Here is a 21,635-nt window from a genome sequence, read left to right as displayed (position 1 = left end):
CGCCTGACCTATCGCCTGACAGGCGCGGCTCAGCGCGGCTTGATGAACTTCAGCGTCATGCGATCCGATTCGCCGATGGCCATGAAGCTCGCGCGGTCGCGCTCGCCGCCGCGCAACGTGGGCGGCAATGACCACACGCCATCGGGATGGTCGTGGTCGTCGCGCGGGTTGGCATTGATCTCGCTGCGCCCGGCAAGCGCAAAGCCTGCCGCGCGGGCGTGGTCGATCACATAGTTCTCGGTGACGTAGCCGGTGGCGATCATCTGCTCCAGCGACGTGCCCGGCGCGGCCCGGTGCTCCTCCACGCCCAGCACGCCGCCGGGCTTGAGCACGGCGTAGAAGGCGCGCAGGCTGTCGTCCAGGTGGCCGTCCTTGATCCAGTTGTGGATGTTGCGGAAGGTCAGCACCAGGTCGGCACCACCCGGCGGGGCGATATCGGTAAAGGCGTGCACCGGCAGCGTGCCGACCGTGACCTTGCCATAGCTGGCCGGGTCCTGCGCCAGCTTTTTCTCGAAGTTCGCCCTTGAGCGCTTGCCTTCTTCGCTCGCGTTCGGGGCGCTCACATCGTAATGGGCGGCATAGAGCTTGCCGTGGTCGCGCAGCACCGGCGCCAGGATCTCCGTGTACCAGCCGCCGCCCGGCGCAATCTCGATCACCGTCTGGTCCGGCTGCAAGCCGAAGAACTGCAGGGTTTGCAGCGGATGGCGATACACGTCCCGGGCCTTGCTGGCGGCGCTGCGCTGCGGGCCGGCAATGGCGGCGGCGAGTGCGTCGTCGCCGGTGGCGGGCGCAGCGTTGGCCGCGCAGGCCAGCGTGCCGGCCGTTGCCAGCAGCAGGGCTTGCCGCACGAAACGGCGCCGGGCAGGGGAGGGAGTCATGGCATTCCTTGCTGAAGGTGAGTGGTGGCTATCCGTAGCCGCCCCTGAATCTGGATGCAGCGCGGCCGGTTTGTCAAGCCGGCTGGCAACTGCGCCCCGGTTGCCGCCTGCCGCGCAGGAGGAAGCGTCTTTGGAAATGCGTTTTTATTCGTTCTCAATCCCGCGGGCAGGGCACGTACGGCCATGGGCGCGGGCAGGAGGAGACGTTGCCGTGGGCTTCGTCCTCGGCGCGCGTGCCATTCGACGTCAACGCCGTCCGCCGCGATTTCCCGATCCTGCAGGAACGCCTCAACGGCCGCCAGCTGGTCTGGTTCGACAACGCTGCCACCACGCACAAGCCGCAGGCGGTGATCGACCGCATCTCGTACTTCTACGCGCACGAGAACTCCAACATCCACCGCGCCGCCCATGCCTTGGCCGGGCGCGCCACGGATGCCTACGAGGCGGCGCGCAGCAAGGTGCAGCGCTTTATCGGCGCGTCCTCGCCGGACGAGATCATCTTCGTGCGCGGGACCACCGAGGCCATCAACCTGATCGCCAAGACCTGGGGCGTGCAGAACGTTGGCGAGGGCGACGAGATCATCGTCTCGCACCTGGAGCATCACGCCAATATCGTGCCGTGGCAGCAGCTTGCCGCTCAGACCGGGGCGAAGCTGCGGGTGATTCCGGTGGACGATTCCGGGCAGGTGCTGCTGGACGAGTACCGCCGGCTGCTGAACGACCGCACCAGGATCGTGTCCGTGACCCAGGTCTCGAACGCGCTGGGTACCGTAGTGCCGGTGAAGGAAATCGTGGACCTGGCCCACCGGGCAGGCGCCCGCGCGCTGGTCGACGGCGCGCAGTCGGTCTCGCATATGCGGGTGGACGTGCAGGCTATCGACGCGGACTTCTTCGTGTTCTCGGGCCACAAGGTGTTCGGGCCTACCGGCATCGGCGTGGTCTACGGCAAGCGCGAGGTGCTGGAGGACATGCCGCCCTGGCAGGGTGGTGGCAACATGATTGCCGACGTGACCTTCGAGCGCACCGTGTTCCAGCCGCCGCCCAACCGCTTCGAGGCCGGCACAGGCAATATCGCCGATGCGGTAGGGCTGGGCGCCGCGCTGGACTATGTGGAGCGGGTGGGGATCGAGAACATCGCCCGCTACGAGCACGACCTGCTGGAGTACGCCACCCACCTGCTGCAGCCCATCCCGGGCGTGCGGCTGGTGGGCACGGCGCGCGACAAGGCCAGCGTGCTGTCCTTCGTGCTCAAGGGCTTTGAGCCCGAGGAAGTGGGCCGCGCGCTCAACGAGGAAGGCATCGCCGTGCGCTCCGGACATCACTGCGCGCAGCCCATCCTGCGGCGCTTTGGCGTGGAGGCCACGGTGCGGCCGTCGCTGGCCTTCTACAACACCACGGACGAGGTGGACCGGTTGATCTCAGTGGTCAGGCGGCTTTCCGGGCGCCACTAGGGGCCAAAAACGCGGGGCGTGGGGCTTATAACCCCCCTGAATTTGCATGAATCGGGACGCGCCCTGCGTTTTCTTCTAAAATCCGCTATCTTCTCACCTTGATCGGCGCGCTTTCCAGCCTTCGGACCGGAGCCCGCCTTGTTGAACGTAACCGGCAAGCTACCGCCAAGCCTTTGGTATCAGGCCACAACAGGCCACCGACGCCGGCGCCATCCAGCGCATACAGCGCCTTATTCATGAGCAATCTCAACCAGCAAGCCATCCTCTCCGTCCACCACTGGACCGACACGCTCTTCAGCTTCACCTGCACCCGCGACCCCGGTTTCCGCTTCGAAAACGGCCAGTTCGCCATGGTTGGCCTGGAAGTGAACGGTCGTCCGCTTCTGCGCGCCTACAGCATCGCCAGTGCCAACTACGAGGAAACGCTGGAATTCTTCAGCATCAAGGTGCCCGACGGCCCCCTGACGTCGCGCCTGCAGCACCTGAAGGAAGGCGACCAGATCTTCGTCGGCAAGAAGCCCACCGGCACCCTGCTGGTCGACAACCTGCTGCCCGGCAAGACCCTGTGGCTGCTGGCCACCGGCACCGGCCTGGCCCCGTTCCTGTCGATCATCCGCGACCCGGAAGTGTATGAGCGCTATGACAAGGTCGTGCTGACCCACACCTGCCGCTTCGTCGAGGAACTGGCCTACCGCGAACTGATCCAGGAACACCTGCCGCAGCACGAGCACCTGGGCGAGCTGATCCGCGAAAAGCTGGTCTATTTCCCCACCGTGACCCGCGAAGAGTTCGACAACCAGGGCCGCATCACCGACCTGATCGCCAACGGCGAGCTCTTCGAGCGCCTGGACGTGGAGCCGTTCTCGCTGGAAAACGACCGCATCATGCTGTGCGGCAGCCCGGACATGCTCAAGGACATCCGCGCGATGCTGACCGAGCAGCAATTCACGGAAGGCAATATGAGCGAGCCGGGCCATTTTGTGCTTGAAAAGGCATTTGTTGGCTAAGCGTTCCGGCACTTGATCTCTTGACGCCGTAACGCCATGACGATCGCCGGGACTCCCCGGTGATCGCTCAATCCCGCTGGCGGGACATCACCCAGAAGTGAATCCCCAGGGTGGTCAGGAAGACACCTCCCAGCTGCATCCACGCCAGTTCCGTCCCCAGCGACAGGTATAGCCCCGCCGCGCCGGCGGCTGTGCCCGCACGCCCGTGCCATTTCCGCGTCCAGCTCTGGTTCCCTTGCGTCATGCTTGCGCTCCTTCGCTGCCGTGCGCCATCACTAAGCCACCGCGGCCACCGCCGGCACCGGCAACCCCCGTACCCGCCCCACGTCTGGCACAGCCGCCATCAGCTCCCGCGTATAGCCATGCCGGGGCGCGGCAAAGACCGCATCCGCCGGCCCGACTTCCACCAGCTGCCCACGCTGCATCACGCCCACCTGGTCGCATAGCTGGCGGATCACCGCCTGGTTGTGGCTGATCAGCAGGTAGGTCAGGCCGAATTCGTCCTGCAGGTCGCGCATCAGGTTGAGCACCTGGGCTTGCACCGAGACGTCCAGCGCAGTGGTGGGCTCGTCGGCAATCGGCAGTCCGGGCTCGCCGCACAGCGCCAGCGCAATGGCCGCGCGCTGGCGCATGCCGCCGGAGAACTGGTGCGGGTACCGATTGAAGCGTATGGCGGGCTCGGCGGGATGGCATCGTTGGGCAGCGCGGAGAAACTTCGGCGCATAGCGTGGTAGCGGCAGGCTCGCCATGAACAAGGACTTGCTAGACTACCGGCCGGTGCGCATCGGCACAAAGAAGCATATTGCGCTTCCATATTCGCTTGTTGAGAAGGCAGTGCCTGCGGGCCTTCTCAGGCTAAAACCACCCGGAAGAGAACGCGCGTTGTGAATGTGAATATCAGGAATGGCTCCTCGCTGATCGCCTTGCTGGCGCTGTATGTCCCTGCCGCACAGGCAGCGCCGGCCGGCATGCAATGCGACCGCGCCGCCAGCGGCACGGAGATTGCGATCTGCGCCAATGAGGACCTGCGCCGGCTCGATAGCAAGCTCTCGGCCGTGTATGGCAAACTCGCTGGCGCCCAGGCCCGGCAGCGGGCCCCGCTACGGCAGGCCCAGCTCGCGTGGCTGAAGACCCGGGATCAGTGTGGCGCGGACAAGAGCTGCATCCATGCACGATACGACGAGCGGCTTGCCGCCTTGCAGGCGCAGCTGCGCGAAGCCACCGCCTACAAGCCGGACAGCGTGGACCGGCAGGCGCTGGAGGACCTGCGCCAGGCCGTGGAAGCCCAGCGCAAGGCCGATCCGGTGTTCCCGCTCGAGAAAGCCCTCGATGCGATCCGGATCCAGGCAGGCCTGACGACGTTCGGCAATGTGAAGGACGACAAGCAGCCGGACGACGACGCGCATTTCCCGAAGGTGCGCCCCACAGGCGTCACCAGCGACGAATGGCGTGCCTTGCAGGCCTCCGGCATCGATGCCGGCGGCGAGAACGGCTTTGCGTCCTACACCTTGCTGGATATCGACGGCGACGGCCAGCGCGACCTCATCGTCGACACCTATTCCGGCGGGACCGGGTTGTTCTCGTACGTGAGCGCGCTGCGTCGCGAGGGCGGCAGATTTGCCGGCGCCGACGGGTCGGAGGGCGGCTACCTTTACTCGCTCAACGGACGCGGCGCCAACCAGGCGGCGGACTGGGTCCGCCTGCGCGGACGCGTGTATGTCGCTTACCGCAGCAGCTACTACGGGGTGGACAACCTCTACCTGCTCAGGCCTCTGACGGTGGTTGGCGAGGTGCCAAGGCTTTCTGTGCACTACCGCTACCAGCTCTCCATCCCCAAGGTCCAGAAGGATGAAGAGAAGGGCACCGTGACGACGCTGGACAGCACCCTGCATGGCGCCCTGACGCGCGCGCTTGGCCAGGTGAGCAGCGAGGTAGCGCGCGATGTCGGCACGATGGACAAGCCCCTTTGCCCGGTCCCGGACACGGTCAAGGGCGATGACCGCGGCGCCTACTACAGCTACGGCCCGGGCCACTACACCTTTGAAATCGTGGGGGATATGCCCGTCTGGGTGGGGCGCCAGTGCTACATCGGGCAGCTGGTCGACTGGTTTGGCGGCTATTCACCCAAGGACGGCCTCTTCGCGCAACTGTGGTTGCGCAAACCGGAGGAGGATGCGCAAGCGCAGACGTATTCCGTCAAGGGCTTGCGCACCGCTGTCGGGATCAAGGCGTCGATCGGCAAGGTGGAGGGCGACAACGGCATGTAGCCTGCCTCCCGCGCAGGCGAATCATTCGCCGATCTCGACCTCCATGTTGGTGATGGTCGGGAAGTCTCTGACCTGCTTCAGGTTGACGGAGAATGCCACGCCCTTGCGCGTGCCCATCACATAGCCGGACTGCTCATCCGCGTCGGACTCCGCATCCTCCAGCGGCGGCGTCAGCTGCTGGTAGAAGGCCAGCACCTGCTCGATGCTGTCGGTGGTCTGCAGCCTCAGCACGCGCCTGGCCTTGGCATCGCTCAAGGCGTCCTGCGCGGTGCGATGGACGATCGCCTTCGGGTACAGCGGCACCTGGGACGAGAATCCCGCGGGGAGCTTGACCGGGCTGCCGCCGGTGCGGCTGGCATCCAGCGTGATGGTCTCCACCGTGGTGATCTTCTCGCCGTCGCCGGTCTTGAGGTCCTCGGGCACGTCGCGGCTCCACGTCACCAGCGGCTTGGCTTTGGCGCGGTCGACGCCGGGCCGCAGGAACACCGAGAGCATGCCGTGCTGGCTGACCCGGCAGGCGGTCTGGCCTTGCTTGCCGCACTCGCGGTGCACCAGCGCCGCGGCCAGCACCTCGCCGCGCTCGTCCACCAGCACGGCCGCGCGCTCGGCGCCATCCGACAACTGGCGGCGCGACGACAGCAGGCGCTGGCCGCCGGGCAGTCGCTGCTGAGCCCGGTTGGGGCGCGATTGCAGGCCAGACAGGATCTGCTCCACAAGCAGGCCTTCCTCCCAGTAGTAGGTACCGGACGCCACGCCGGCAAACCGGGTGATGGCGAGATCCAGCGCGGGGGCTTCACGCGTGTCCTGCTGGCGGCTGGGGTCCAGGACCAGGACGGCATCGGCAGCCTGGGCATAGGGCGCGGCGCCCAGGGTGGAAAAAAGCAAAGCCAGTCCGGCACAGGAGGCGGGACGAAATCGAAGAGCCATACAGAGAAGGGAAAAAGGTTGGGCTTGCCAGGCCGGTAAACAGGAAAACGGGCCCTGAAGGGGCCGCAGCTTGCTGACAAAGCCGGATCTGCGTTGTCGCGCTCCCCGCTCCCGCACGCGGGAGAGGGGCTGGGGGAGAGGGCGGGCGCTCTTTACGCCGTCGTGCTGGAAAACACCACGGGCTTCGCTTCAGGTGGCTCCTAGCCAAGCCACCCCTCTCCCCGGCCCTCTCCCCCTGAGGGGAAAGGGAGAGACAGCCGTCGTCATGGCGCGCGGTATTTTGGCTTGCTCGGCGGCTTCGGCAAATGCCTCAGGTTTGTCAGCAGTCTGGGGCCCTGACGGGGCCCGTTCGGCGGCAGGCCGCGAGGCCTGATGTGACTGCAAGTGTACTTGATAAAGCCGGCTAGCTGAAGCCGGGCCAATGGGATACGCCGAGAGCGATGAACAAGCAGGCTTCAGCCTTCGGCTGCCCGAACCCGCGCTATCGGTAAGATGGCGCTCCCGGTGGGAACGCCCCAAGGGCGCTGCCGGCCACCACGCAAAACCGCATATCGACCCTCGTTCTTATTCCTTAAAGATCGCCCATCCACGGCGTATGTTCATGTTTTGCCCATGCGGAGCGCACCTGTGCGCAGCCGCTTTGGGACATCGCAAACCAGGAAGAGGAGCCTACGATGAGCGTGGAAATCATTGGCATGATCCAGAGCCAGAAGCAGTCGGAAATCCATCCGGCCAGCGGGCCGGTCGTGGATCGCGACTATGTGCGGGCCTTTGCCCAGGCGCACGAGAACGCCGGCTTCGACCGGGTGCTGGTGCCGCATCACTCCACCGGCCCGTCGGCCACGCTCACCATCGCCTATGCCGCCGCCGTGACCGAGCGCGTGCATTTCATGCTGGCGCACCGGCCGGGCTTTACCGCGCCCACGCTGGCGGCCCGGCAGATCGCCTCGCTCGACCAGTTCAGCGGTGGCCGGCTTGGCGTGCACTTCATCTCCGGCGGCTCTGATTCCGAGCAGCAGCGCGACGGCGATTTCCTCAGCCACGACGCGCGTTATGCCCGCACCGACGAATACCTCGGCATCCTGCGCCGCATCTGGACCGAGGACAAACCATTCGACCATGAGGGCAGGTACTATCGCTTTACCCAAGGCTACTCCGAGGTAAAGCCGGCGCAGCAGCCGCACCTGCCGATCTTCTTCGGCGGCGCATCGGACGCAGCGGTGGAAGTCGCCGGCCGCCATGCCGATGTGTATGCGCTGTGGGGCGAGTCGCTCGACCAGGTGCGCGACATCACCACGCGCGTGCGCGCCGAGGCCGCCAAACATGGCCGGAAGGTGCGTTTTTCCGTGTCGTTCCGGCCGATCCTGGCCGAGACGGAAGAGCTGGCGTGGGCACGCGCCCACGCCATCCTGGAAGAAACCCGGCGCCTGCGCTTTGCTGCTGGCCTGGGGCAGGGCGGCCCGCAGCAAAGCGAGGGCGCGCGCCGCCTGCTCGCCGCCGCCGACAAGGGGCCGCGCGTGGACAAGCGCCTGTGGACGGAGATCGCCAAGCTCACTGGCGCGCGCTCCAACTCCACCGCGCTGGTCGGCACGCCCGAGCAGGTGGCCGATGCGTTGCTGGACTACTACGACCTTGGCGTGACCACCTTCCTGATCCGCGGCTTCGATCCGCTGGAAGATGCCGTGGACTACGGCCGCGAGCTGATTCCCCGCGTGCGCGAACTGGTGGCGCAGCGCGAGGCTTCGGCCGGTGCCGGCCGCAAGGCAGCCTGAAAGGGATGGCAAGCGGCATCATGACGGCATCCCGAAGACAATTCCTGCGCTATGGCGCATTGGCGGCGGCCAGCGGCGCCTTGCCGTTTTCCGTGTCGGCCCAGGGCCGGCCCGTGCTCAAGGCCGGCGACCAGAAGGGTGGGCTGCGCGCGCTGCTGGAGAGCGCCGGCGAGCTCAAGGGCCTGGCCTACGACATCCAGTGGACGGAGTTTCCCGCCGCCGCGCCGCTGGCGGAGGCGCTCAACGCTGGCGCGGTGGATTCCGGCCCGATCGGCGACGCGCCGGCCATCTTCGCGCTGGCCGCGGGCACGCCGATCAAGATCATCGGCGCCAACCGCTCGGACCCGTTCGGCACCGCTGTGCTGGTACGCGTCAATTCGCCGTTCAAGACGGCATTGGACCTGCGCGGTAAGAACATCGGCACCAACCGTGGCTCCATCGGCCACTTCGTCGCCTTGAAGGCGCTCGAATCGGCCGGGTTGAAGCCCGAGGACGCCAGCCTGCGCTTCCTGCCGCCGGCGGACGCCAAGCTCGCGCTGGTCAACGGCTCGATCGATGCGTGGGCCACGTGGGAGCCTTACACGGCCCTGGCCGAGACCAGCGGGCACGCACGCGTGCTGGTGAGCGGGCGAGGGCTGTGGTCCGGGCTGAGCTATCTCGCGGCGACGGACAGCGCGCTGGCCGCCAAGCGCGAAGTACTGCGCGACTTCCTGCAGCGCGTGGTGCGCGCGCAGGTGTGGTCCTACCAGCATGTGGACGGCTTCTCCGCGGCGCTGGCGCGCATCATCGGCATTGCGCCGGAAGCCGCGCGGCTGCAGTTCGAGCGGCGCCATACACAGTGGCGCAACATCGATGCGGCAGTGATTGCCGAGCAGCAGCGCACCGCGGATTTCTACCTGAAGGCCGGCCTGCTCAAACAGCGCCTGGATGTGCGAACGACGTTCGATACCAGTTTTCCGCTGGCGGTATAGACCGGCTGCAGCAGCCAACCCGCGAATCGACTGACCGCACCCGAATTCACCATCATCCATGCCGGCAACCCGGAACCCTAAATGAAGCGTCGTGATTTCCTTGCCAGCGCAGCGCCGCTGGGCTTGCTCCTTTCGCTTGGCCCCTCCGGTCTGCCGCTGGCGCATGCGCAGACGGCCACCGGCACGCCGGTGTCCGGCGGCATCCTCAACGTGGCGGTTTCTCCCGAGCCCACGCTGCTGACCTCTGCCTTCATCACCACCATGAACATCGGCCAGGTCTCGAGCAAGATCCTCGAAGGCCTGGTGAGCTACGACCTGAGCCTGCAGCCGGTGCCGGCGCTGGCTACCTCGTGGCACACCTCGGCCGACGGCCTCACCGTGACCTTCAAGCTGCGCCAGGGCGTGAAATGGCACGACGGCAAGCCCTTCACGGCGGCGGACGTGCAATACACGCTGCAGGAAGTCTGGAAGAAGCTCCACCCGTTCGGGCGCGCCGCCTTTGCCAACGTCACGGCAGTGGACACGCCCGACCCGCACACCGTGGTGATCCGGCTGTCGTCGCCCGCGCCTTACCTGCTCAACTACATCAACACCTACGGCGCGCAGATCCTGCCCAGGCACCTCTACGAAGGCAAGGACGTGCTGAGCAACCCGGTCAACAACGCGCCCGTGGGCACCGGGCCATTCGTCTTCAAGGAATGGGTCAAGGGCAGCCACGTGCGGCTGGAGCGCAACCCGGACTACTGGCAGAAGGGCCAGCCCTACCTGGACGGCGTGGTGTTCAAGTTCATCCCCGACGCCGCCGCGCGCACGGTGGCGCTGGAGGCGCGCGAGATCGACGTGGCGCTGGGCTCCAGCATTCCGCTGTCGAACCTGAACAAGTTCCAGGACAAGACCAAATACACCATCAACCTGGACGATGGCCGCTACCTCGCGACCATCTTCCTGACCCAGTTCAATGTGCGCAAGCCGTACTTCAGCGACAAGCGCGTGCGCCAGGCGTTTGCCCACGCCATCGACCGCAACGCGCTGCTGAAGATCGTGTTCCTGGGCTACGGCAAGCCGGCCACCGGGCCGGTGCCGTCGTCGGTGGTCAACTACTACGCCCCGGAAACGCGCCAGTACGGCTTCGACCTGATGAAGGCCGCGGCGTTGCTCGACGAGGCTGGCCTCAAGCCGGGCAAGGACGGCAAGCGCCTCAAGATCGCGCTGGACTACGATGCCGGCGGCGGCGTCACCGCCACGCGCCCGGCGGAGTTCATCAAGCAATCGCTGGCGCGCGTGGGCGTGGAGGTGGAGCTGCGTGGCGGCGACACCGCCAGCTACCTGCGCCGCGTCTTTACCGACCAGGACTACGACCTGATGATCTCCAGCCTGCACCGCCTGCCAGACCCCACGCTGGGCGTGCAGCGGCTGTTCTGGACCAAGAACATCATCAAGGGCTCGCCGTGGACCAACGGCTCGGGCTACAGCAACCCGCAGCTCGACGCCATCATGGAAGCGGCGGGGCGCGAGGCCGACCAGGCCAAGCGAGGGGCGCTGATCAAGCGGTGGCAGCAGATCGTGCAGGAGGACGTGCCGGTGCTGGACCTGGTGGAGCAGACCTGGGTCACGGTCTCGACCGCGCGCTTCCATAAACGCGCCTTGCAGGGCGACGGGCTTTTTGCCTCGTACGCCGATGCCTGGCTCACGCCCAAGCGCTGAGGCCGTCGCCATGGCCTGGTCGATGCGCGCGCCGGTGTTCGTCTTTCTCCGCAACCGGCTGCTGCAGGTGGTGCCGGTGGTGTTCGGCATCGCCTTGCTGAACTTCCTGATCCTGCAGATCGCGCCCGGCGACGTGGTGGATGTGCTGGCGGGCGAGGCGGGCGCCGCCACGCCGGAATACATGGCGCAGCTGCGCGCCGGGTTCGGGCTGGACCAGCCGCTTTACCTCCAGTTGCTGCATTACCTGTGGAACGTGGTCACGCTGGACCTCGGGTTCTCGTTCCGCCAGAACATGCCGGTGTTCGACCTGATCGCCAGCCGCCTGCCCGCCACCCTGCTGCTGATGGCGGCGGCCATGGGGATTGCGCTGCTGCTGGGCGTGGCGCTTGGCGTGCTGTCCGCGCTGCGGGTGCACCGCTGGCAGGACAACGCGATCTCGCTGCTGGTGCTGGTGGCCTACGCCATGCCCACCTTCTGGCTGGGGCTGATGGCCATCGTGCTGTTCTCCGCCAAGCTGGGTTGGCTGCCTTCCGGCGGCATGAGCGATATCAGCGCGGCGCATACCGGCCTCGCCCATGCGCTGGACGTGGCCCGGCATGCCGTGCTGCCTTCGCTCACGCTTGCCACCTTCTACCTGGCGGTCTACGCCAAGCTGGTGCGCACCGCCATGCTGGAGCTCTACGGCGCCGACTTTATCCGCACGGCGCGCGCCAAGGGCGCGGGCGAGACGCGCATCACGCTGGTCCATGCGCTGCGCAACGCGCTGCTGCCGCTGGTCACCATGCTGGGCTACCAGGTGGCATCGCTGCTGTCCGGCGCCGTGCTGGTCGAATCCGTGTTCAGCTGGCCGGGGCTGGGCCGGCTGGCGTTTGAATCCATCCTGGCGCGGGATTTCAACCTGCTGCTGGGGATCTTGCTGTTGAGCTCGTTGCTGGTGACGCTGATCAATATCGTGGTGGACGTGGCGTACGCGCTGCTGGACGCGCGCGTGCAGCTGCGCCAGGCCGGAGGGTGGTCATGAGCTTTCGATCGATCGTGTTCGCGCTGTCGCTGCCTGCGCTGCCGCCGCTGGCGGTGCGCTCGCTGGCCTTGCTGCGCGCCATCGCGCGCAATCGCGGCGCGCTGCTGGGGCTGGGCCTGCTGGCCTTGCTGACCCTCGTTGCGGCATTCGGCCGGCTGTGGTTTCCCGGCGACCCCTGGGAGATGGCCGGGCCGCCGATGCTGTGGCCGGGCGAGGATGCTGCCTACCCGCTCGGCACCGATTTCATGGGCCGCGACCTGGCTACCGGGCTGGTGTCGGGGGCGCGGGTATCGCTGCTGATCGGGCTGGTCAGCACCGCGCTGGCCTCCACGGTGGGCATTACCGTCGGCGCTATCGGCGGGTATTACCGTGGCTGGGTCGACATGGCGCTGATGCGCGTCACCGAGGTCTTCCAGACGGTGCCCAAGTTCGTGCTGGCGGTGGTGCTGGTGGCGATCTTCAAGCCATCGGTGGCCACTGCCGTGTTCGCCATCGGCGTGGTGTCGTGGCCGCCCACGGCGCGGCTGGTGCGCGCCGAGTTCCTGGTGCTGCGCGAGCGCGAGTTCGTGCTGGCCGGCGGGGCCATCGGCATGAGCCACGCCCGCCTGATCCTGACCCAAATCCTGCCCAACGCGCTGCCGCCGGTGGTGGCGATGTCCACGTTGACGGTTGCCACCGCCATCCAGACCGAGGCCTCCCTGGCCTTCCTTGGGCTGGGCGACCCCAATGTGATGAGCTGGGGCACCATCATCGGCAGCGGCCGCGAGCAGGTGGTGGACGCCTGGTACATCTGCGGCCTGCCGGGCATCGCCATCGTGCTGACCGTGCTGGCGTTCAACCTGCTGGGCGAGGGGCTTAACGATGCGCTCAACCCGCATCTGCAAAAGAGGTAACCAAGCATGGCTTTGCTGGAAATTCGCGATCTGCAGACCTGGTTCGATACCCGCGCCGGCGTGGCGCGTGCCGTTGACGGCGTGACGCTCAGCGTGGCCCGCGGCGAGACCGTGGCGCTGGTGGGGGAGAGCGGCAGCGGCAAGTCCGTGACCGCCTGCTCGGTGCTGCGGCTGATTCCGCGCGGCAGCGGGCGCATCGTCGGCGGCCAGGTGCTGTTCGACGGCGTGGACCTGCTGGCGCTGCCGGACGCTGGCATCCGCGCCATCCGTGGCAACCGCATCGGCATGATCTTCCAGGAGCCGCTGTCGGCGCTCAACCCGGTGCTGAGCATCGGCCACCAGATCGCGGAGGCCATCCGGCTGCACCGCCGGGTGAGCGAGCGCGAGGCCTGGGCGCGCGCGGTGGCGCTGCTCGACCAGGCGCAGATCCCGTCCGCGCAGCGGCGCGTGCACGACTATCCGCACCAGCTCTCCGGCGGCATGCGCCAGCGCGCGATGATTGCCATCGCGCTGGCCTGCGAGCCCGACCTGCTGATTGCCGACGAGCCCACCACCGCGCTGGATGTCACCACGCAGGCGCAGATCCTCGACTTGCTCAAGGCATTGCAGACCGAGAACGGCATGGGCCTGCTGCTGATCACCCATGACCTGGGCGTGGTGGCGGAGATCGCCGACCGCGCCGCGGTGATGTATGCCGGCCGCGTGGTGGAGGAAGGGCGGGTGGATGCGCTCTTCGCCGCGCCGGCCCATCCGTATGCCGAAGGCCTGCTGGCCTCGCTGACGCTGGAGGAGCTGGCGCCAGGCGCGCGCCTGCCGGAGATTCCCGGCACCGTGCCGTCGCTGCTCGACATGCCCGGGGGCTGCGCCTTTGCGCCGCGCTGTGCCTACGCGGCCGACGTATGCCGCGCGCAAGCGCCGCTGCTGCGCCAGGTGGGCGATAGCCGCCGCGCGGCTTGCCACGCGCCGCTACAGGCCGTGCAATGGGCCGCGCGCCCCCACGCCAGGGCGCAGATGATGGCAAGGGAGGCCGCATGACCGCGCCATTGCTCGAACTCAACGGCGTGGTCAAGCACTTCGGCACGGCCGCCGGCACCGTGCGCGCGCTCGACGGCGTGAGCTTGTCGGTCAAGGCCGGCGAGACACTTGGGCTGGTCGGCGAAAGCGGCTGCGGAAAATCCACGGTGGCACGCGTGGCCATGCGCCTGCTGGGCAGCGACGCGGGCCGCATCGTCTTTGACGGACAGGACGTCACCCACGCCGAGGGCGCGGCGCTGCACGGCCTGCGCGCGCGGCTGCAGATGGTGTTCCAGGACCCCTACGCCTCGCTGAATCCGCGCGTCACGGTGGGCCGGGCGCTGGAAGAACCCTTGATCGTGCACCGGCGCGCGGGCAAGGCGGAGCGGCGCGAGCAGGTGGCTTGGGCGCTGTCGCGTGTCGGGCTGCGCGCCGACATGGCGTCGCGCTTCCCGCATGAATTCTCGGGCGGGCAGCGTCAGCGCATCGGCATTGCGCGCGCGCTGATGCTGCGGCCCGAGCTGATCGTTTGCGACGAGGCTGTCTCCGCGCTGGACGTTTCCGTGCGCGCGCAGGTGCTTAACCTGCTGTTGGACGTGCAGCGGGAGTTCGGCGTGTCCTACCTGTTTATTTCGCACGACCTGTCGGTGGTACGGCATGTGTCGGATCGCGTGGCCGTGATGTATCTGGGGCAGGTGGTGGAAATGGCTGGGCGGGATGCGCTCTGGCGGGCGCCGTTGCATCCTTATACGCGGGCGCTGATTTCCGCTATTCCGCGGGCGCGGCCTTCAGAGGCTCGGCGGCAGCGCGTCCTGCTAAAAGGTGACTTGCCTGGTCCGCTGGATCCGCCTTCCGGGTGCCGATTTCATACGCGCTGCCCGCAGGCTGCCGCGCGTTGTGCTCAGGAGGTGCCGGTGTTGCGGGAGGGGGCGCCGATGCATTTTGTGGCTTGTCACTTTGCATGAGACGCTGTTATTGCTTGATGCTCTGGATGTGTTTTAGCGCTTTTGGCTGCTGGTGCAGAATAGCGTGAGTTGGGCAGTGTTTTAGCGCTTCTAGCTGCTGTCGCGGCTGTACGGTGTTGGCGGTTTTGGAACGTGTGAGATGTCACTTTTCTTTACTCGCCTCGTAAAGAAAAGTAACCAAAAGAAAGCGATCCTTGCAGGAGGCTGGCTTATTGGGGTTACGCAGCCCGGTGGTTTCGTCGTCAGGCCCCGGGTTTTAATTGACTCGTGCCGTTACCGGTTTGAATGGCCACGATCCTGTGAATGACGCTGGTTTCGTGGTGAGGCTGCTCGGTAGCGGCATCCTTGCTCATTCATCCATCTGCCGGTACCGGTGCAAAGTGTCACGATATACCACGCCGTGATGGTTTCGTGGTGGGGTGGGCGCGGTGGTGAGCTCCTCGGATTAATTCTCCGGTGCCACCGCGCCCACGACGCAAACGGGACGCTTGCAACTTCGTGGCCAGTGACTCCGCGAGCGACAGACGGCCTGAAATTCGTGGTGGCCGCTACCGGGGGGGCCACCACGAAACCCTGGGCACTGGCTGGGTCGTCGTGGTCTAAACTGGTAACGGCACGAGTCCATTAGCACCCAGGGCCGTACGACGAAACCATTGGGATTCCCAATGACGCCACGCCAGCCTCCTGCAAGGATCGCTTTCTTTTGGTTACTTTTCTTTACGAGTAAAGAAAAGTGACATCTCACACGTTCTAAAACGGCCAACACCGTACAGCCGCGACAGCAGCTAGAAGCGCTAAAACACCGCCCACTAACGCCATTCTGCATCAGCAGCTAGAAGCGCTAAAACACGACCCAACTCACGCTATTCTGCACCAGCAGCTAGAAGCGCTAAAACATCGCCCACTCCCGCTATTCTGCATCAGCAGCCAGAAGCGATAAAACACCGCCCAGAGCATCACCCCCCTCAATGCAAAGGCACAACCAGATCACCCTCCAGCAAACTAACAACCCGATTCCGCCCACTCCGCTTGGCCTGATACAACGCCTCATCCGCGCGCGCATAAGCCTGCTCGAAACTCGTCCCGGACGGACTCCAGCTCACGCCAAAGCTGGCCGTCACCTGCAGGCCGGCCTTGACCGGAAACACATGCTGCTCGATCTGCAGCCGCATGCACTCCGCCAGCTCGACGGCGGCGTCCAGCGAGCGCGCCGGCAGCAGCGCCGCGAACTCTTCGCCGCCGACGCGGCCGATCACCCCTGCGCCTTGCACTGTCCTCTCCAGGCAGTCGACGACGCCCTGGATCACAGTGTCGCCCACAGGGTGGCCCAGCGAGTCATTGACCCGCTTGAAATGATCGATATCCAGCACGATCAGCGCCAGGCTGTCCTTGGCCAGTAGCGCGCCGGCCCGCTCGATGATGGCGCCGCGGTTCAGCGCGCCGGTGAGCGTGTCGCGCGTTGCGCGGAATTCCAGCTCGCGGGCCAGGTCTTGCAAGCGATGGTTGAGCCGGTTCATTTCCAGCTCTTCGCGGTCGCTGCGCTGTATCAGGCGCCGGGTTTCGCGCATCAGCCGCTCGTAGTAGCCGATCAGCTCGCCCAGCGTGTCGCGGTATGCCCGGGCACCGGCATCGGGATTGCCGAATACCGCCCTGGCGCCTGCCAGGACGCTGTTTTCCGACTCGAAGAGATCTGGCTCGGACATGCGCGGGTCAGCTTGCCGTGGTGGCGTGGTCGAGGAAATCGATGGCGGGGAAGTCGGCATGCAGGTCCTGGCCGAATTCCAGGATCGTGTCGTCGTCCACGTCGTGATACCAGTGCACTATCACCTGGTTGCCCTTTTCGGCCGCATCGTTCATGGCGTCGAACATGCTGAACAGCACCTTGGTGCTGGAGCTGTTGAAGTAGGTCAGCGCCACGTGCACGGTGACCTCGGTGTTCTCGCAGGCTGCCAGGTATTTGCGCAGGCGCAGGATCACGTCGCCGTAGAACACCGCGGCGTTTTCCGGATAGGACTCGCCTTTGAGGGACAGCCTGTGCTGCTTGAAATCAAAGCTCACCTCGGGCGAGGTTGGTGTGGCGGCAATGAACAGGTTTTCCATCAGTTTCCCTTTCGATCCCGTTCAGTAGTTCAGATGGTGGCGGTAAGGAAGAACATCGTCGATACCGGGTCCGTGTCGATGGGCTGGAAGCTGTACTCCAGCGGTGCGCTGGCGTCGCGGGCTACGGTCAGGAATCCGAGGCCGGCGCCCTTGCTGCCCACCGGCGCTTCGGCGCGCATGGTTTCCTTGTAGGCCTGCTTGATCTGGTCCAGCGTCATGGTGCGCAACGGCTCCAGCGCGGCGCGCAGCTGTGCTACGCGGGTGATCGCCACCGGGTTGGAGCACATCAGCCGGTAACGGTCTTCCATCATGCAGATGCACACCGAGCCGTGGCGCAGCTGGTTGTTGTCCTGGGTCGGCGGCGTGAGCGCGTCGGACGAGTAATGGACGATGTTCTGCGCCATCTCCACGAACGAGGAAAACAGCTTGCGCCGGGTCGAGCTATCTACGCCGCTCACCGTCAGTTGCAGGCGGACTGCATCGGACATCGCAGCGATGATGTTCTGGGAGAAGTAGCCGACGTAGTAGAAGATCACGTTGCGTTCCCGGGCCATTTCAAAGAAGGGCCCATATTCATGGTCAATCGAATTACCGTTCATATCGGTGCTATTGAACGCGAAAGCAGAAAAAGGTGAGATCGTCGCGGCGCCGGTGATGGCCTTGCCACGCACGATACTGGTCCAGCACGGCCTCGTTGATCTGCGCCGCCGAAGCATCCCGGCTTGCGCGGATCGCTTCGCGGATGCGGCGCTTGCCAAAGGCGATTTCCTTGGGGCCGCCGATCTGGTCGATCAGGCCATCGGTGGTCACAAACACCACGCTGCCGGGCTGGGTCTGGACCACGCGGTTCTGCCAGGCAAAGTCCATGCCGGTGTCGACATAGCCGACGCCCATGCGCTCGCCGTCCACGATCTCGCCTTCCTCCTCGCCGGGCTGCAGCACGAACAAGGCGCTCTTGGCGCCGGCGAACACGAGCCGGCGGCTGGTGTTGTCGAACCAGAAGAACGCCGCATCCATGCCATCATTCGAGCCGGGCGTTTCAGTTTCATCATCGCCATCGATCTGCCCGAGCATCTGCTTGATGCCGCGGTTCACCGCCATCAAGAGCGCGCCGGGGTCGCGCGGGCCACGCTGCTCGATGGCCTGGATCAGGATGGACGAGGAGATCAGGGTCAGGAACGCGCCCGGTACGCCGTGGCCGGTGCAATCGGCCAGCGCGGCGAACCAGCCGTCTTCGAACGCGGCAAAGTGATAGAAATCTCCGCCGACCACATCGCGCGGCTCCCAGACCAGGCCCGCGTCGCCGAGCGTCCTGGCCAGCGCCTCGCGCGAGGGGCGCAGCATCGAGCGCTGGATGGTGCTGGCGTAGTCGATGCTGTGCATGATCTGGCGGTTCTTCTCGGCCTGCATGTCCGCGACCACGCGCATCAGCTGCAAGCCATGCCCGATGCCAAGGAAACGGCCGTCGCGCGCGATGATGAAGCCATCGGCAAGCGCTTTCTCGCCATACTCCACCGCCTTGAAGGTCAGGGCCTCGATGCTCATGGCGGCATCGACCACCAGCGGCTCCTTGTCCATGAAGGCGATGCAGCTCTTGCGGTTGTACAGCTCGCGGTGATAGGGCTTGCTCATCTGCGACATGAAGATTGCACGATTGATCAGGCCGATCGGCGTATCGTTCTCGGTCACCGGCAAGCTGTCAAGGTCCCGGTGCTTGCCGAACACGTCGAGGACTTCCTGATTGTTCTGTTCCGTGGTCACCGATGGCGTGGCGACGCAGAGATCCTCGGCACAGGGCTGCCGGAAGCGGGAACGAGCCAAGTGTGAGTTAACCGGAACGTCAGGCATCGCCAGGGCATTCGGACTATTGGGAAGCCGCCGATTGTATGGCGCGCGCATGACGGTTACATGACATATGGCGCATGCGGCCCATCCTGGTGCAGCCGGTGGCACTATCCACCGGCGCCTGCCGTCAGAATCCCCGGAAATCCCGTGGCGACACGCCGTAGGCCCGACGGAATGCACGGGTAAAGTCCGAAGCGCTGTTGAATCCCAGCCCATAGGCGATCTCGCCGATGCCGATATGCTGCAGGCGAACGAGATCGTCGGCAGCCGCCTGCAACCTGCAGTTGCGGATATACGCGCCAAGGCCGCCTTCGTGCTCGAACATCCGGTACAGGGTAGGGCGCGGCAGCTGGAACGCTTGCAGGATGCTCTCGGGCGAGAGGTCCTCCTGGTGGAGATTGGCCTGCACGTAGCGCTGCACCCGCTCCAGCATGGCGGCGCGGGCCGCCGCGCGCGCGTTGCCGGCGAGGCGCGCTTGCTTGCCGAATGCGGCAATGATCAGGTGCGCGCAGTCGCGGATGGTTTTTGCCGCGTCGGCCTCCGGCATCGCCGGCAGGCTGCGGCAGAGCGTCGTCACGTGATCGAAGATCAGGCGCGTCAGCGGCGAGGTATAGGTAACCACGCGGCCATGGATGGACTCGGCATCGGGGATGGCCGCCTCCACCGTGGCGCGCGGCACAAAGAAGGCCAGCACCCGGGCGCGCGTGGGGCGGTGCATGTGCATCGGCTGGCTCAGGTCCAGCGCCAGGATGCCCGGCACGAACTGGGCCGATTTGCGCTGCCGGGAGAAGTCCGTCACCGTTTCGGCGATCCCGTCCACGGCCACGTGGAAGACGTATTCGCGCACGCTGTCGGTGGAGATGCGCGCGGTGGTGCGAATCTGGCCTACCGGGTCGGTGCGGCTGTCCAGGTAGGTCAGGTCCTTGAGCACATAGGTATCTATCTCGCCCCGGAAGCCGCTGGCAACCTGCGCGCGTGAGAGGGGGACATCGAGTATTCGGCCCACATAATCGCGCCAGGCCGGCAACTGCAGCGCCACCGCCTCGTTCGCGACGGTGAAATGCTGGTGCACGATGAGCGGCGGGGCGGCGGCAGGGCCGGCGGACGCGGCCGCATGGGTATGCCTTTGCAGATGGGAGGCAAGGATCCGGCTGACGGTTTCTGAGTAAGCCTGGGTCATGATGGCGTCGGGTTCAGGAAATAGCGATGCGTACCATGTCCCTTGCATTGTACCGATGGCTTTCAGTGCCTAGTCGGTTGCCGGCGCGGTCGTCTCCTTCAGCGCGGCCGCGTCATACTCGCGCGCCGCATCGGCGGCGCGGCCCGTCTCAAGCACGCGGAAGCTGGCCGGATCGGCGCCTTCGATCACTACCAGGTTCACGTGGCCGACGATATAGGCGTGCTTGCGGTCGCGCGCAAAGTCCGCGTCGAGGAATTCCAGGGTGGGCAGGTGCACGCGCTTGGCCGAGACCGGCCGGCGCCCGAAGAAGAGCTGCTCGCCCGCCAGCAGGAAGCTGGGGTGGGGCACCTGTAGCGCAGCGTGCGGCACGGCCACCTTGAGCGGCTTGTCGTCGCAGAACAATTGGGCGTCGTCCCACGCGTAGCAGCCTGCGATACGCAGGGCATACGGGTCCACGCCCTTCTTAGCCTTGCCGCGATAGAAGGCACGGCTGGCGTCCCTTGCCCAATAGCCCTGCAGCACGGTAAAGCCGGCGGGATCGACCTTGCGCAGGGCTTGTGGCGTTTCATAGTGGTTCGGCGCGAAGAACACGGTGGCGCCGTCGCTGAGATAGCCATCCCCCAGCGCTTGCAGGCTGTCGATCGGCCACGGGGAAAGCGGGGTCAACGCGCACTCGCTCTGGCTATACCTGTGCAGCCAGTGGATGCCATGGGCATCGCCGCAGAACACGCCGGCGAGGCCGTGGCCAACGGGCAGTTCCTGCACGGCAAAGGTGTCCGGATCGAGCCCGGTGAGGCGGTGGCCGTCATATTCCACTGCGAGCGCTGATGCGGATGATGCGGCTGGTGCCTGCAGGCGGTGCCACCAGTAGTCCTGCAGCGCGGGCAGGGCGGTGAAGAAGTCCCGCCAGCGCTCCACTTCGGCCTGGTCTAGCGCGGTCTTGCGCTTGCCGTCGTCGATGGGGCCGATCTTGTCGGTCATGCGCAGCGGGCCTGCGCCGTTGGGCGCCACCACCAGGCTGGCTCGGTCGGCTTCGATGTGCTGGCCAAGGTAGTAGACGTGCTGTGCATCGGCAATGTAGTTGCCCGGCAGGCCTACCACGGTGGCGCCGTCGGCGCCGATCACGCGCTTGCCGTTGAAGTAGGCCGACTCGGCGTCCACCGCGTAGTAGGCGTGCGTACAGGTTACCGGCTCCAGTGGGCCGCTCTGCGGCCAGCGCCAGTCCGGGTAGACCAGCGGCCGGAAGGCTTGCGGGCTGCGGGTGCGGATGGTCTTGCCGGTGATGAAGTAAGCCTGGCGCGCGTCGCGGGCGTAGCGCTCGTTGAGGACTTCGAAGGAGGCGATGTCGGCATCTTCGATCCGGTAGAAGTAGTAGGAGACCGTGCCGCTACCTTGCTGGGCCTGCACGATGACGTGCTCGCCGTCGGTGAACCAGCGCCCGCCCATGCAGCGGAACGCCTGCGGGTGGGCGATGGGCAGCGGGCTGCCGTCCTTGGCCCAGAGCGCCCGGTCGCTGTGGGACCAGATCACGGTGTCGCCGTCGATGAAGTACGAGGGATGGTTGGTTGGCAGGCGCGATGCGGTCATGGGGGGCTTTAGATGCCGGGTGGAGCAAGGTCGACATATTAAACTGTCCGCCC

The 21,635-nt window shown here is 66.0% G+C and carries 19 protein-coding genes and 1 pseudogene; 10 read left to right on the top strand and 10 right to left on the bottom strand.

Annotated elements, in window-relative coordinates:
* Window positions 1-29: 29 nt before the first annotated feature.
* A complete protein-coding gene (locus ACYP5B_RS19910; RefSeq protein WP_459570873.1) occupies window positions 30-878 on the bottom strand; it encodes a class I SAM-dependent methyltransferase in 849 nt (282 codons plus the stop codon).
* 215 nt (window positions 879-1,093) lie between these two features.
* Between ACYP5B_RS19910 and ACYP5B_RS19905 the strand changes: the two are divergent.
* Window positions 1,094-2,329: pseudogene (locus ACYP5B_RS19905) on the top strand (family 2A encapsulin nanocompartment cargo protein cysteine desulfurase); the annotation flags it as partial.
* A gap of 236 nt (window positions 2,330-2,565) precedes the next feature.
* On the top strand, window positions 2,566-3,336 hold the full coding sequence (locus tag ACYP5B_RS19900; RefSeq protein ID WP_318237806.1) for a ferredoxin--NADP reductase: 771 nt from the start codon (window positions 2,566-2,568) through the stop codon (window positions 3,334-3,336).
* Between the two features lie 67 nt (window positions 3,337-3,403).
* On the opposite strand, the gene ACYP5B_RS19895 is transcribed toward ACYP5B_RS19900, so the two are convergent.
* On the bottom strand, window positions 3,404-3,580 hold the full coding sequence (locus tag ACYP5B_RS19895; protein WP_459570872.1) for a hypothetical protein: 177 nt from the start codon (window positions 3,578-3,580) through the stop codon (window positions 3,404-3,406).
* 31 nt (window positions 3,581-3,611) lie between these two features.
* Entirely contained in the window at window positions 3,612-4,085 is a 474-nt protein-coding gene (locus ACYP5B_RS19890) for an ATP-binding cassette domain-containing protein (protein WP_459570871.1), read from the bottom strand.
* A gap of 135 nt (window positions 4,086-4,220) precedes the next feature.
* Between ACYP5B_RS19890 and ACYP5B_RS19885 the strand changes: the two genes are divergently transcribed.
* On the top strand, window positions 4,221-5,603 hold the full coding sequence (locus ACYP5B_RS19885) for a lysozyme inhibitor LprI family protein (protein ID WP_459570870.1): 1,383 nt from the start codon (window positions 4,221-4,223) through the stop codon (window positions 5,601-5,603).
* Window positions 5,604-5,624: 21 nt separating this feature from the next.
* On the opposite strand, the gene ACYP5B_RS19880 is transcribed toward ACYP5B_RS19885, so the two are convergent.
* The gene (locus ACYP5B_RS19880; protein WP_459570869.1) at window positions 5,625-6,488 is read right to left on the bottom strand and encodes a hypothetical protein; all 864 of its coding nucleotides are present in this window, start codon (window positions 6,486-6,488) and stop codon (window positions 5,625-5,627) included.
* 716 nt (window positions 6,489-7,204) lie between these two features.
* On the opposite strand from ACYP5B_RS19880, the gene ACYP5B_RS19875 reads away from it, so the two are divergent.
* The 7 genes from ACYP5B_RS19875 to ACYP5B_RS19845 all read left to right on the top strand — a co-directional run bounded on the left by ACYP5B_RS19875 (window position 7,205) and on the right by ACYP5B_RS19845 (window position 14,870).
* Window positions 7,205-8,302 carry an LLM class flavin-dependent oxidoreductase gene (locus ACYP5B_RS19875; protein ID WP_459570868.1) on the top strand — a complete coding sequence of 366 codons (1,098 nt, stop codon included), beginning with the start codon at window positions 7,205-7,207 and terminating at the stop codon, window positions 8,300-8,302.
* A 20-nt stretch (window positions 8,303-8,322) separates the two neighbouring features.
* A complete protein-coding gene (locus tag ACYP5B_RS19870) occupies window positions 8,323-9,273 on the top strand; it encodes an ABC transporter substrate-binding protein (protein ID WP_459570867.1) in 951 nt (316 codons plus the stop codon).
* Window positions 9,274-9,354: 81 nt separating this feature from the next.
* Window positions 9,355-10,977, top strand: coding sequence for an ABC transporter substrate-binding protein (locus ACYP5B_RS19865; RefSeq protein WP_459570866.1), 1,623 nt, complete (start codon window positions 9,355-9,357; stop codon window positions 10,975-10,977).
* A 10-nt stretch (window positions 10,978-10,987) separates the two neighbouring features.
* Entirely contained in the window at window positions 10,988-11,998 is a 1,011-nt protein-coding gene (locus tag ACYP5B_RS19860; protein ID WP_459570865.1) for an ABC transporter permease, read from the top strand.
* The gene (locus ACYP5B_RS19855) at window positions 11,995-12,891 is read left to right on the top strand and encodes an ABC transporter permease (RefSeq protein ID WP_400092318.1); all 897 of its coding nucleotides are present in this window, start codon (window positions 11,995-11,997) and stop codon (window positions 12,889-12,891) included. The genes ACYP5B_RS19860 and ACYP5B_RS19855 overlap by 4 nt, the downstream gene beginning before the upstream one ends.
* 6 nt (window positions 12,892-12,897) lie before the next feature.
* Complete coding sequence (locus ACYP5B_RS19850; protein ID WP_459570864.1) at window positions 12,898-13,926, top strand: ABC transporter ATP-binding protein; 1,029 nt, start codon at window positions 12,898-12,900, stop codon at window positions 13,924-13,926.
* Window positions 13,923-14,870, top strand: a complete 948-nt coding sequence (locus ACYP5B_RS19845; RefSeq protein ID WP_400092314.1) for an ABC transporter ATP-binding protein — start codon at window positions 13,923-13,925, stop codon at window positions 14,868-14,870. The genes ACYP5B_RS19850 and ACYP5B_RS19845 overlap by 4 nt, the downstream gene beginning before the upstream one ends.
* Window positions 14,871-15,835: 965 nt before the next feature.
* Here ACYP5B_RS19845 and ACYP5B_RS19840 read toward each other — a convergent pair.
* From ACYP5B_RS19840 to ACYP5B_RS19815, 6 genes are all read right to left on the bottom strand, one after another.
* The gene (locus tag ACYP5B_RS19840; protein ID WP_318237546.1) at window positions 15,836-16,573 is read right to left on the bottom strand and encodes a GGDEF domain-containing protein; all 738 of its coding nucleotides are present in this window, start codon (window positions 16,571-16,573) and stop codon (window positions 15,836-15,838) included.
* A gap of 7 nt (window positions 16,574-16,580) precedes the next feature.
* Window positions 16,581-16,970 carry a DUF1987 domain-containing protein gene (locus ACYP5B_RS19835; protein WP_318237547.1) on the bottom strand — a complete coding sequence of 130 codons (390 nt, stop codon included), beginning with the start codon at window positions 16,968-16,970 and terminating at the stop codon, window positions 16,581-16,583.
* 29 nt (window positions 16,971-16,999) lie between these two features.
* The gene (locus ACYP5B_RS19830; RefSeq protein ID WP_318237548.1) at window positions 17,000-17,569 is read right to left on the bottom strand and encodes a SiaB family protein kinase; all 570 of its coding nucleotides are present in this window, start codon (window positions 17,567-17,569) and stop codon (window positions 17,000-17,002) included.
* 7 nt (window positions 17,570-17,576) lie between these two features.
* Window positions 17,577-18,818 (bottom strand): SpoIIE family protein phosphatase, encoded by a 1,242-nt coding sequence (locus ACYP5B_RS19825; protein ID WP_400092309.1) that lies wholly within the window; start codon window positions 18,816-18,818, stop codon window positions 17,577-17,579.
* A 124-nt stretch (window positions 18,819-18,942) separates the two neighbouring features.
* Window positions 18,943-19,995, bottom strand: a complete 1,053-nt coding sequence (locus ACYP5B_RS19820; RefSeq protein WP_459570862.1) for a helix-turn-helix domain-containing protein — start codon at window positions 19,993-19,995, stop codon at window positions 18,943-18,945.
* Between the two features lie 69 nt (window positions 19,996-20,064).
* On the bottom strand, window positions 20,065-21,582 hold the full coding sequence (locus tag ACYP5B_RS19815; protein WP_459570860.1) for a DKNYY domain-containing protein: 1,518 nt from the start codon (window positions 21,580-21,582) through the stop codon (window positions 20,065-20,067).
* Window positions 21,583-21,635 lie beyond the last annotated feature (53 nt).

The organism is Cupriavidus sp. 8B (assembly GCF_054589115.1).
This window is presented reverse-complemented; position numbering and strand designations above follow the sequence as displayed.